At 68.7% G+C, this 12550-nt stretch carries 10 protein-coding genes; all 10 read left to right on the top strand.

The genetic code is table 11. The features are described 5' to 3' along the window. Positions 1–1956 (top strand): AAA family ATPase (locus tag VGT00_01325; GenBank protein ID HEV8530040.1); only part of this gene is annotated, 1956 nt, incomplete at its 5' end. 266 nt (positions 1957–2222) lie between these two features. Beyond that, positions 2223–2606, top strand: a complete 384-nt coding sequence (locus VGT00_01330; GenBank protein HEV8530041.1) for a tetratricopeptide repeat protein — start codon at positions 2223–2225, stop codon at positions 2604–2606. Then, positions 2603–4345: an ATPase, T2SS/T4P/T4SS family gene (locus VGT00_01335; GenBank protein HEV8530042.1), complete on the top strand. Its 1743-nt coding sequence runs from the start codon at positions 2603–2605 to the stop codon at positions 4343–4345. Before VGT00_01330 ends, VGT00_01335 begins: the two co-directional genes overlap by 4 nt. Before the next feature lie 3 nt (positions 4346–4348). Beyond that, a complete protein-coding gene (locus tag VGT00_01340) occupies positions 4349–5608 on the top strand; it encodes a type II secretion system F family protein (GenBank protein ID HEV8530043.1) in 1260 nt (419 codons plus the stop codon). A gap of 13 nt (positions 5609–5621) precedes the next feature. Continuing rightward, positions 5622–7082, top strand: coding sequence for an ATP-binding protein (locus VGT00_01345; GenBank protein HEV8530044.1), 1461 nt, complete (start codon positions 5622–5624; stop codon positions 7080–7082). Beyond that, complete coding sequence (locus VGT00_01350; GenBank protein HEV8530045.1) at positions 7079–8473, top strand: sigma-54 dependent transcriptional regulator; 1395 nt, start codon at positions 7079–7081, stop codon at positions 8471–8473. The genes VGT00_01345 and VGT00_01350 overlap by 4 nt, the downstream gene beginning before the upstream one ends. Continuing rightward, positions 8470–9345: a mechanosensitive ion channel family protein gene (locus VGT00_01355; protein ID HEV8530046.1), complete on the top strand. Its 876-nt coding sequence runs from the start codon at positions 8470–8472 to the stop codon at positions 9343–9345. The genes VGT00_01350 and VGT00_01355 overlap by 4 nt, the downstream gene beginning before the upstream one ends. Further along, a complete protein-coding gene (galU, locus tag VGT00_01360) occupies positions 9342–10211 on the top strand; it encodes a UTP--glucose-1-phosphate uridylyltransferase GalU (protein ID HEV8530047.1) in 870 nt (289 codons plus the stop codon). The genes VGT00_01355 and galU overlap by 4 nt, the downstream gene beginning before the upstream one ends. A gap of 199 nt (positions 10212–10410) precedes the next feature. Further along, complete coding sequence (locus VGT00_01365; protein HEV8530048.1) at positions 10411–11628, top strand: nicotinate phosphoribosyltransferase; 1218 nt, start codon at positions 10411–10413, stop codon at positions 11626–11628. 88 nt (positions 11629–11716) lie between these two features. Continuing rightward, the gene (trpC, locus tag VGT00_01370; GenBank protein HEV8530049.1) at positions 11717–12502 is read left to right on the top strand and encodes an indole-3-glycerol phosphate synthase TrpC; all 786 of its coding nucleotides are present in this window, start codon (positions 11717–11719) and stop codon (positions 12500–12502) included. Positions 12503–12550: the final 48 nt, after the last annotated feature.

A 12550-nucleotide genomic window follows, 5' to 3' on the forward strand; every position in this document is an offset into this window, starting at 1 on the left:
CTCCGGTCCAAGGGCCACCACGAGATCCTGGCCGCCCTGCTCTACGGCATCACGAGCCAGAAGGGGCTCATGGCGCTCGTGGGCGATGTCGGCACGGGCAAGACCACGCTGTGTCGGACGCTCTTGCGCGAGCTGCCGGACAGCGTGCAGAGCGCTCTGGTGCTGAATCCGCACCTCTCCGACGCCGAGCTCATCGGGACCATTCTCGACGATCTGGGCGTCGAGCGCCGGGGCACCGCCAAGGGCGAGCTGCTGGCCACGCTGTCGCAGTACCTGCTCGCCGCGGGTGGCGAGGGCAAGACCGTCCTCGTGATCGTCGACGAGGCGCAGCAGATGAGCGTGGAGTCTCTCGAGCAGATCCGCATCCTCTCCAACCTCGAGACGGCCACGCGCAAGCTCCTGCAAATCCTGCTCGTGGGCCAGCCGGAGCTCGAGGAGAAGCTCAAGCTCAACGAGCTCCGTCAGCTCGACCAGCGCATCGGCATCCGCTGCTATCTCAAGCCTCTGCCGCGCAAGGAAACGTTCCGCTACGTCGAGCACCGGATGCGCATCGCGGGGTTGCCGGGAGAGCTGCCCTTCAACCGCTCCGCCCTCGCCAAGATCCATCAGTACAGCCACGGAATCCCGCGCGTCATCAACCTCGTTTGTGACCGCGCGCTGATGGCCGGCTTCAGCAACCGTGTCCGGGAGATCACGCCGACCCTCGTCACGAGCGCGGTGCGCAATCTCGAGGGCGGCCGTCGTGGACGCAACCGCTACACGCGGACATGGTCGCCCCGGGGCAAGCTGCGCCGCGCCGCGATCGTCGCGGGCGCCCTCACCGTGCTTCTGGGCGCGGGCGGAGCGGCGGCGTACTGGGGCGGATGGCATCCAGGCCCGCTCAAGCTGACGGGGCGCCTCGCGAAGCCGGCCCCTGTCCAGGCACCCGCGGCGATCACGCGCGCGGCCACGGTACCCGCGGCGCCAGCTTCCCCGGCGCCTCCGGCTCCCGCAGCTCCCGTGCCGGCATTTCCCGCGTCGACACCACCGGCGTGGGCGCCCATGATCGCGCCCAACCTAGCGGCTCAAGAGGCAGGCGGGCGCCCGCTTCTTCCTCCGACGCCCGAGCCCACGGCCACACCGGTCCCGAAGTCCGCGCCCGGCGCGGCCGCGCTGGCTTCGCACGGCACCCCGGCGGCTCCGTTCGCGCCCGCGGTACCCGCCATGCCGCGCCCGCTGCCCGCGCCCGTCGCTCCAGGCGTCGCCCCGCCCGTGTCTCCTTCCGTGGCGGCTTCCGCAGTTGCCCTCAGCGCTCCCATCGACGCGAGGTTGAGCAGTCCCGTCCTCGAGGCCCAGCGCCAGCTCATGGCCCGACTGCTCGGGCTGTGGGGACTGGCGGACGTCTCGACCGATCGAACACTCCCGGCATGGCCGATGTTGCCGGACGGCGGCCTCGACATCGCCGGAACGGCGGCGCGCTATCAGCTCGCGGCCACCTTTCTGCCATCGACGACGCTTGCTGATCTCCGAGCCATAGGGTTGCCCGCGCTGGTCGAGCTCGCCGACGCACCGGCGGGGCGCCCCTATCTGTTGAAGTCGATCGGAGCCGAGACAGCCACCCTCATCTCCCCCTCCGGCGAGGAGGCCCGCTTCGCCCTCAACTCGCTCGACCCCGCATGGACACGCTCGGCCTGGATCGTATGGCGCAATGTCGACCAGCTGCCGCCGGATCCCTGGCAGGCCATGAATCCAACGGTGCTCACCACCCTCGCCCTGCGCCTCCAGAAGCTTGGCTACCTGTCGGGGCCTCTTCCCGGGACTTATGACGGCCGATTCCAGCAAGCGGTGAGGCGCTTTCAGAAGGCAGTCGGGGGCCTCCAAGAGGATGGCGTCGTCGGTCCCCGCACGACCATGGCGCTGTCGCGGGTGGTCGGTGGCCGGTTCAACCCAACTATCCTCGAAGGCGGGACCCAGTGAGCCGCCTGGCTGACCGCCTCATGGGCATGGATGAGCGGCGGACGCCCCGGCCGGGCCTGGGGGGTATCCCCCACCTGGGGGAGTCGGCCGAGCCACGCCGACAATGGCTTATCGTGGGGACTTTGGTTATTCTGGTTCTAATGGGTATTTTCGCCACCGGAATCGTGCTCCGACCCCATCCGATCTCGTCCCGCTCCGTCGTCGCGCCGGTCGGGACGGCAACGGCTGCTGACACAGCGGTCGCCGAGATACCGCGAGCCCCATCCGTGGCTGACCGGGTGGCGCGCCTGGTGCGCGAGGGCACCGAAGCCGCTCAGGGTGGCCAGATGGACGAGGCCGCGATTGCCTTCCGCAAGGCCGTCGACCTGGATCCCACCGACGCCGAAGCCTGGAATAGCCTGGGCGTGGTCCTGGTCCGGGCCGGCGACGCCGGCAGGGGCATCGAATGCTTCCGTCGCGCCCTGCGCGTCGTCCCGGGCCATTTTGAGGCCCACCGCAATCTGGCCGTGGCCCTCGACCGGCAAGGGCGAGTGGCGGAGGCGACGCGACACTACCGCGCGTTCCTCTCGCAGAAGGGCGCCGGCGGCTCCGAGCGTGCCCAAGTGCTCGCCCGCCTCGAAGAGCTCGGAGCGCGCAGGGCGGGCGAATGAGCACGGCCCCCGACCGCTGGGCATGGAGCCCGCTGGGCCAGATGCTCGTCAGCGACAAGCTTCTGTCCACCGAGCAGCTCAACCAGGCTCTGGAGCGGCAGCGCAAGACCCGCGAGCGGCTGGGGCAGATCCTCATCGACATGAAGCTGATCGACGAGGACATCCTGCTCAGGTACCTGGGCGCGCAGTTCCGCAAGGACTCGATCACGCGCCAGGAGCTGGCCGCCCTCGACCCGGACGTCGTCAAGCTCGTGCCCGAGGAGGTGGCCCGGCAATACGGGGTCATCGCCTCGCAGCGCTCGGGACGACGGCTCATCGTCGCCACGGCGGACCCGCTGAATGTCATGGCCATAGACGATCTCCGGCGCGCCACGGGCCTCGAGGTCGACTTCCGGATCGGGCCGGCCAGCGCTATCCAGGAGGCGATCGAGAAAACCTACCGCAAGGCCACCCAGGGCGTCAGTGCCGAGGGGCTGGACGACGCTCTCAAGGTCGATCTCGGACTCAACGTCGGTCCCGCCACCAGCGTGGCCGAGGGCGTGGTCGACATCAAGCAGCTGCAGACGCAGGCCGACGATCCTCCCGTCGTGCGCGTGGTCAACTACGTGCTTGGCCGCGCGGCGCTCGACGGCGCCTCCGACATCCATGTGGAGCCGCACGACGACCGTACGCGCGTCCGCTATCGCATCGACGGCCTGCTCTTCGACCTGCTCGAGATCCCCCGCCAGCTCCACCTGGCCGTGGTCTCACGCATCAAGATCATTTCGCGGCTCGACATCGCCGAGCGACGCTTGCCCCAGGACGGCAGCTTCTCCTCCCGCATCCACGGGCAGGAGTTCGACTTCCGCGTCTCCACTCTCCCCACGCTCTATGGCGAAAAAGTTGTGCTCCGCCTCCTCGAGAAGGCCGCGGTGGTCGAGCGCTACAGCATCGAAAACCTCGGCTTCGAGGCGGAGCAGCTCGAGCTGTTCCTGAAAGGCATCCGCCGCCCGTGGGGCATGGTGCTGATGACGGGCCCGACGGGCAGCGGCAAGTCAACGACGCTCCACACCGCGCTCAAGTTCATCAAGTCCCCGCGGAAGAACATCGTCACCGTCGAGGATCCGGTCGAGTACCGTCAGCCCGGCATCCAGCAGGTGCAGGTGAAGAGCGAGATTGGCTTCGACTTCGCGCGCTCTCTCCGCTCGATCCTCCGCCAGGATCCCGACATCATCATGGTCGGTGAGATCCGCGACCAGGAGACGGCGCAGATCGCGGTCAAGGCGGCCCTCACCGGCCACCTCGTGCTCTCGACCCTGCACACCAATGACGCCGTGTCCACCCTGATCCGGCTCGTCAATATCGGCGTGGAGCCGTTTCTGGTCGCCTCGGCCGTCAACATTGCCGCGGCGCAGCGCCTGGTGCGCAAGATCTGCAAGGACTGCAAGGAGTCGTACAAACCGAGCGCGGACGAGATGGCCCTGTTCGCGCCGGATCCCGGGCCCGAGGTGCTCTATCGCGGCCGCGGCTGCAAGAGCTGCCGCAACGTGGGCTACGCGGGCCGGATGGCCCTCTACGAAGTGTTCGCGGTGGACTCTGAGGTCCGTCGCATGCTGATCGACGGCGCGGATGGAGACAAGATCCAGCGCTACGCGATGGGATCGGGGATGGTCACCCTTCGCAAGTGCGGCTTTCGCCAGGCCGCGCGGGGCCTGACCTCCCTCGAAGAGGTCCTGACCGTGGCCGCGGACATCGACTAGGCCATGCCGGTTTTCCAGTACGAGATCGCCGACCGCAAGGGCGCGGTGAGCCGGGGTACCGCCGAGGCGGTCGAGCAGGCCGAGCTCATCAACCGCTTCCGCGAGCGGGGCCAGGTGGTGCTGTCCCTACGGGAGACGGCGGGCGGCCGTGCCGCGACCAGCGGGATCGGGAGGGAATCGGTCGGCGAGGCCTTCCGCCAGTCCTTCAAGCGGATGTCCAGCGGCGTCAACCTCAGCATCATCCTGCTCTTCACCGGACAGCTGGCCGCCATGCTGGGCGGCGGCCTCCACCTCGTGCGCATCCTGACCGCCCTCGCGGCGGAGTCGACCCACAAGGTCTTCAGCAAGGTGCTGGAGCGGGTGCGGGACGACATCACGGCCGGGGCGACCTTCGCCGACTCGCTGGCGCAGCACCCCCACGTCTTCAACCGCCTCTACGTCTCGATCGTGCGCGCGGGCGAGGTCTCGGGCTCGCTCCCCGTCGTGCTCGACACGCTCACCACCTATCTGGAGAAGACCGAGTCCATCCGGCGCAAGGTCAAGGGCGCCATCGCCTACCCCGCGGTGATCCTGGTCGTGGCGACCCTCATCGTCATCTTCATGATCATCAAGATCGTGCCGGTCTTCGAGAGCGTCTATTCGAAGGCGGGGGCTCTGCTCCCCCTGCCCACCCGCATCCTCATCCAGATCAGCAGTATCATGCGGAACTGGCTGCTCCTCGTCGTCCTCGCCGTGCTGGTGATGGCCGCGCTGCTCTTCGCGCTGTACCAGACTCACGGCGGACGCCGCTTTTTCGACACCTGCAAGCTCAAGATGCCGCTCTTCGGGGGCCTCATCCGCAAGGCGATCCTGGCGCGCACCTGCCGCACCCTCAGCGTGCTCCTCAACGCGGGCATCCCGCTCATCGAGGCCATGGAGACGGTCTCCAAGGTCGCCGGCAATTCGGTCATCGAACAGGCCTTGACGGACGCGACCCAGCGCATGCGCGACGGCGGCACCATCGCCGAGACGCTCCGCCAGACCGGTCATTTCCCGAGCATGGTCACCCAGCTCGTGTCCACGGGCGAGGAGAGCGGCACGCTGCCCGGCATGCTCTCCAAGGCCGCTGCCTACTACGAGCAGCAGGTGGATCAGGCCGTGGCCACCCTGTCCTCGCTGATCGAGCCGATCATGATCGTGATCATGGGCGGTATCGCGGGGGGCGTGATCTTCGCGCTCTATCTGCCCATCTTCAATCTCGGTCAGGCGATGAGAGGCAGGTAGCGGCCCTGGGATCATGACGAGCCCGGCGAGCCCTGCGTACCGCGTATCGCTCCGTCTCTACGTGGTGTTTTCATTGCTCATGGCCGCCGCGGCGGCGGCCAGCGGCCTCTTCATGCTGTACCTGGCCCGCCCCTTTGCCGCCGAGCTCTCCGGCCCTCAGACCCGACAGCTGACCGTGCTGCTCTTCACGGGTTCCGCCGTAGCCGGCGCCCTCGCGGCCATTGGCGGCCTCATCGTCGGCCTGAACCTGGCCGGGCGCATCCGGGGCATCGTCGAGAAAGCGGAGGCGCTGTCACCGCATCTGGATGACGAGCCCGGCGTGCGGAGGAAGCCGACCACGGTGCGGGACGAGCTGGGCGTGCTCGACGCGTCGGTCGACCGGCTCACCCTGTCCATGGACCGATTCATCCGCGACAGCGACATCCTGGCCCGGCTGCCCGAAGGCATGCTGCTCCTCGGACCCTCGGCCACCCTCGTATCCTTTAACACCACCGCGGAGGCGCTTCTCGGACTGTCGCTCGAGGCGTATCGGGGCGAGCCTATCCTGTCGGAGACGGGGGCCCTGCCCCGGTCCGCCGGCAATGACCCGCTGGCCCGTCTGCTCGAGGACGAGGCGGGCGGGCTCGATCCCGTCCACGAGACCGAGGTCGCCATCGTCACGGCCAAGGGGGATGCCTTGCTGCTCGAGATCACGGCTCAGCGCCGTGACTGGGGGCGCGCGGCGACGGCCCAGGTTCTCGTCGTCCGTGACGCCTCGGAGAAGCGGCGCATCCGCGAGCAGATCCGCCGCGCCGACCAGCTCGCCTTCCTGGGCGGCATGGCCGCCCGCATCGCGCACGAGATCCGGACGCCGCTCGCCACCATCCGCGGGCTCCTCGAATTGCTTCAGGCCGATCTGCCCGCGGGCGACAATCGTCGCCAGTACATCGACCGGGTGCTCCTCGGCGTGGACCGCCAGAACCGCCTCGTGGAGAACCTGCTGACCCTGGCCCAGCCGGAGCCCGGAACGTGGCAGGCGGTATCGCTGCCGGAAACCCTCGAGGAGCTGATCCGGATGCTGCCGCCCGATTCCCGGCTGGTGCTGGATCGAGTCGACTCCGATGCCGTGCCGCCCGTCTGGGGCGACCCCTTTCACCTGTCCGAGGTCTTCACCAACCTCATCCAGAATGCGCTGGAGGCCGCGCCCGAGGGCGGGACGGTCCGGGTGCGGGTCGAGCCTCGCGGAGGGGACTATGTCCGCGTCCTCGTCTGGAACTCCGGCGCGGGCATTGCCCCCGAGCTTCTCGAGCGCATTTTCCAGCCGTTCTTCACGACCAAGGCGCGGGGGACGGGATTGGGGCTGCCCATCGCGCGCCAGATCATCGAGGCTCACCGGGGCACCCTCACCGTGGAGAGCGACGGCAAGTCGGAGACCAGCTTTGTCGCCGAGCTCCCCACCACGGCGCCCGTGATGACCGCCGGAGCCAAGCCGTGAGCGAGAAGATCCTGATCACGGAGGACGACGAGGACCTCGCGTTCGTGATCCGCGAGGCGCTCGTGCGTCAGGGCTATGAGGCCGAGGTGGCGCCCACGGCGGGCGCCCTCCTCGACAAGCTCAAGGCCGCCCAGTACGATCTCATCTTGCTCGACGTCCGGCTCCCCGACATGGACGGCCTCGACGCCATCCCGCGCGTCCGGGATCTCGCGCCGGAGACGCCCATCATCGTGATGACCGCCCACGGCACGCGGCAGATCGCCATCAATGCCATCACGCGCGGGGCGTACGACTTCTTCACCAAGCCGCTCAAGATGGCCGAGTTCCAGGTCGTGGTCGCCCGCGCCCTCGACCGGCGACGCCTGCAGATGCAGGTGCGGGCGCTCCGGGAAGGGCAGGCCGCGGGCGGCTTCGATGACTTGATCGGCAAGAGCGAGTCTCTCAAGCGCGTGCTCGACATGGCTCAGCGCGCCGCGCCCACGGACCTGACGGTGCTCATCCAGGGCGAGAGCGGCACGGGCAAGGAGCTCATGGCCCGGGCCATTCATCGGCTCAGCCCTCGCAAGGACGGGCCCTTCATCCCCGTCAACTGCGCGGCCATCCCCGAGGGTCTCCTGGAGTCCGAGCTCTTCGGCCACGAGCGCGGCGCGTTCACGGGGGCCATCCGGGCCCGGCCCGGACGCTTCGAGCTGGCGCGCGAGGGCACGCTGTTCCTCGACGAGATCGGCGACATGCCGCTCGCCATGCAGTCAAAGATTCTCCGCGTGCTCCAGGAGCGACAGTTCGAGCGCGTGGGGGGCACCCGATCCATCGGCGCCGACGTCCGCATCATCGCGGCCACCCATCAGGACCTGGAAAGCCTCGCGCCCGAGGGCAGGTTCCGCTCGGACCTCTTCTACCGCCTCCAGGGCGTGCGTCTCATGATGCCCGCGCTCCGCGACCGAGTCGACGACCTGCCCCAGCTCGTCACCCATCTCCTCGACCGGGCCGCGCAGCGTCTGTGGCGGCAGCCGGCCACCCTGTCCACGGAGGCGCTCCGCTGCCTGTGGACGTATCCGTGGCCGGGGAACATCCGCGAGCTCCAGCACGTGCTCGAAGGGGCGATGGTGCTCTCCGATGGCGTCATTCTGCCCGAGCACTTGCCGCCGGCCGTGCAACGCGGGGCCAAGCCCGCCGCCCCGGGCGAGGCGGCGCTCGCCGTGCAGGGCTCCCTCGACGAAGCGCTCGAGGAGTGGGAGCGGCGCGCCATTCTGGACGCCCTCCAGAAGGCCCACGGTGTCCAGGCCCGCGCGGCCAAGATCCTCGGGATCACCGAGCGCAGCCTCTGGTACCGCGTCAAGAAGCTCAAGATCCAGGTCCGCATGGCGGGGGAGAGCCCGGAGAGCGCATGAGCGGCCTGGCGGAAGGCGTGGCCGAGCTGGTCGGGCGGCTCACGCACCTCGAAGGCCCGGGCGTCGCGGTACTGGCCCGGCTCGTGGCGGTCGCGCTGATCCTCCTCCTGGCCTTCGCGACCTACCGCATCCTCGGTCACGTGGTCGATCGCGTGCTGCGCCGGGCCGCGGGCGCCGATGAGCCGGGACGGGTCCAGCGTGTCCAGACGCTGGCCCCCCTCCTCAACAACCTCGCGCTCTACGCGCTGTCCTTCGTCGTCGCCATCGTCGTGCTCCAGGAAGTGGGCGTGGATGTCCGGGCCCTCGCCGTCTCGGCCGGCGTGCTCGGACTGGCCGTGGGCTTCGGCGCCCAGAGCCTCATCAAGGATGTGATCACGGGCTTCTTCATCCTCTTCGAGGGCCTCGTCAAGGTTGGCGACGTGATCGAAGTGGGAGGGCACACCGGCGTGGTCGAGGCCATCGGGCTTCGCGTCACCAAGCTGCGCCTCTTCAATGGCGCCCAGCGCATCGTGCCAAACGGGGATTTGACGCAATTCGCCAACTACAATAGGGGCTGGGCCCGCGCCGTCGTGGATGTCGGCGTCACCTACGACACCAATGTGCGACGGGCCCTGGAGGTCCTGGAGCGGGTCGGCCGTGAGTGGGCGGCCGAGACAGGGCTGGGACTCGACGCCCCGCTGGCTCAGGGTATCGTCCGCTTCGGCGAGACGGAGGTGGGACTGCGACTCTCGGTCAAGGTCGCTCCGCCCGAGCGCGGGGACGCGGAGTCCGACCTCCGACGCCGGATCAAGGAAGCTTTCGACCGCGATGGGCTTGAGCTGGCTGCTCCCCAGCGGGCCATCTACCTCAAGCCGCAGGAGGCACGGGCATGACGCGGGTTCGCAAGGCCGTCTTCCCCGCCGCGGGCCTGGGCACCCGCTTCCTCCCCGCCACGAAGGCGCAGCCCAAGGAGATGCTGCCGCTCGTCGACAAGCCCACCATCCAGTACGTGGTGGAGGAGGCGGTCGCCTCCGGGCTCGACGAGATCATTCTCGTCACGGGGCGCAACAAGCGCGCCATCGAGGACCACTTCGACGCGGCCTTCGAGCTCGAGTACTACCTCCAGGACCGGGGCAAGGTCGAGGAGCTGGCCCAGATCAAGACCATTTCGGAGATGGCCTCCGTCTCCTACGTGCGGCAGAAGGAGCCGCTCGGGCTCGGTCACGCGATTCTTTGCGCCCGGCCTCTGGTGGGGGACGAGCCTTTTGGGGTCTTCCTCGGCGACGACATCATCGTCTCCCGGGTGCCGTGCATGCGGCAGCTCCTCGACGTCTTCGAGCGTCACCAGGGCCCCGTGCTGGCCGTCATGCGCATCCCCAAGGAAGAGATCGGCCGCTACGGCGTCATCGTGCCCCGAGGCGTGGGGGGCGGCGTCTTCGAGGTGCTGGATCTCGTCGAGAAGCCGGAGCCCAAGGACGCTCCGTCAGACCTGGCCATCATCGGCCGCTATGTGCTCACGCCGGATCTCTTTCCTATCCTGGCCGACACGCCTCCCGACTCGCGCGGAGAGATACAGCTGACCAACGGGCTCAGGACACTCCGGGGCCGCCGGCCGATCTATGCCGTCGAGTTCGAGGGACGGCGCCACGACACGGGAGAAAAACTCGGTTTCCTCAAGGCCACCGTCGAGTTCGCGCTCTCCCGGCCTGATCTGGCCGATGCGTTCCGCGCCTACCTCAAGGGCCTGAACCTGGAGTAGCTCGAGACGAAGGCTTGGCAGTTCGAGCTGAGACGCGGCCCGAGCCGAAGGCGAGGGGAGCGGCGAGGTGAGGGCTGAACAAAGTCCTTTCCGCGCGTGGACTTGCGTCTCGTCGAGGCCCCTCCGCCGTTTGACTTCCCCGAGGGATTCTGGGACAATCCGCCCACTTGAGGGTCGGCATCTCGCGCCCTCCATCAGCATGGCGAACCAACCGAGGCGCGCCTTCCACACGGCATCCGAGCCCGAGATCAAGGCGGGCCAGGTGTCGGATGTCTACTTCCAGCGGACCATCCAGATCCTCAAGGCCAAGGGCATCACGAAGCGCGTCAAGGCTGAGATCCGACTCAAGAGCTTTCCACAAGCGGACTGGACCTTCGGCATCCTGGCCGGCATCGAAGAGGCGGCGGTGCTGCTGGAGGGGTTGCCCGTCGACGTCTGGGCCATGGACGAGGGCACGATCTTCGGCCCGCACGAGCCCGTGCTCGTGATCGAGGGCACCTACGTCCAGTGGGCGGAGTACGAGACGGCGCTCCTGGGCTTGCTCTGCCAGGCTTCCGGCATCGCCACCAAGGCCGCCCGGTGCAAGCGCGCGGCGGGCGAGCGAGCGGTGATCTCCTTCGGGGCCCGGCGCATGCACCCGGCGCTGGCCCCCATGATCGAGCGCAATGCCTTCGTGGGCGGCTGCGACGGCGTGGCGGTGACCAAGGCGGCGGAGCTGATCGATGCCGACCCAACGGGAACCATCCCCCACGCCCTCGTGCTCATGTTCGGCGACACGGTGGAGGCGCTCAAGGCCTTTCACGAGGTCATCGATCCCAAGGTGCGTCGCGTGGCGCTCATCGACACCCTCCAGGACGAGAAGTTCGAGGCGATCCGCGTGGCGGAGGCGCTCGGCAAGGATCTCTACGCCGTGCGGCTCGACACCCCGTCATCTCGCCGGGGCGACTTCTTCCGCATCATCGAAGAGGTGCGGTGGGAGCTCGACATCCGCGGCTTCGAGCACGTCAAGATCCTGGCCTCGGGCGGTATCGACGAGTACGAGATCCTCAAGCTCAACCCTCTGGTGGACGGTTACGGCGTGGGGACATCAATTGCCAATGCCCCCGTCCTCTCCTTTGCGCTCGACATCATGGAGATCGAGGGGCGGCCCATGGCCAAGCGCGGCAAGCGATCGGGCGCCAAGCAGGTCTGGCGGATGCCCGGGACGTGCCGGAACATCGTGCTGCCCGCGGGCAAGGCGGCACCCATCGGGTCAGACGGGCGGCCCGCCGAGGCCTTGCTCAAGCCGCTGGTGGCGGGGGGTAGGATTGTCCGCGACCTGCCGCCTCCCCGAACGCTCCGCGAGCACGTGCTCGAGCAGATGGCGCGCATCGAGCTCACTCCCGCCCGCGAGCACGGGCTCCGCGGCGACTACTAACTCGGCGACGCGGGGCGATGTCGGGCCGGGCCAATCCTGCCCCCGGGCTCACCGCATCGGCCCACCAAGTCGCCCACTAGGTCGTTCAATGGGCGTGCTCGATGAGATTGTCGCGAACAAGCGCGAGGAACTCCGACGCCTCCGCGCCGAGCGGCCGCAGGCCGAGCTGGAGGCCGCGTGCCGAGGCCTCGGCCCCGCGCGCGAGTTCGAGGCGGCCCTTCGGCCGCAGGCGGCGGGTGGTGTCCGGCTCATCGCCGAGGTGAAGAGAGCGTCTCCATCCAAGGGCACCCTCAATGCGGCCCTCGACCCGGCGAGCCAGGCTCGTGACTATGCCGCGGCGGGAGCCGCAGTCATCTCCGTGCTCACCGACCAGAAGTACTTCCGCGGCTCGCTGGAAGACCTGGTCGCCGTGCGGGCCGCCGTCGAGGTGCCGCTTCTCCGCAAGGAGTTCATCCTCGAGGAGTATCAGCTCTGGGAGTCTCGGGCGGCCGGCGCGGATGCGGTGCTGCTCATCGTGGCCGCCCTCGACGAGGCCCGGCTGCACGATCTCCACCACGCGGCCAAGGACGTCGGGCTCTCCACCCTTGTGGAGGTTCACACGGCCGCCGAGCTCGAGCGCGCGGTGGCGCTGGGCGCGCCCGTGATCGGCGTCAACAACCGCAATCTCCAGACGCTCGAGACCAGTCTCCAGCCCTCGCTCGATCTGTTGCCGCGGGTGCCGCGCGCGCACACCGCCGTCAGCGAGAGCGGGATCTTCACCGCTGCCGACGTCCGGCGGGTGGTGGAGGCAGGCGCCCACGCGGTGCTCGTGGGGGAAGGCCTGGTGCGGGCTATCGACATCGCCGCCAAGGTGCGCGAGCTCACCCTAAGATGACGCGAGGGCTAATGGGAGTTCGAGCTGAGACGGGGCCGACGAGCAGCA

It is taken from the genome of Candidatus Methylomirabilota bacterium, from assembly GCA_036002485.1.
In the GTDB taxonomy this organism is placed as follows: domain Bacteria; phylum Methylomirabilota; class Methylomirabilia; order Rokubacteriales; family CSP1-6; genus AR37.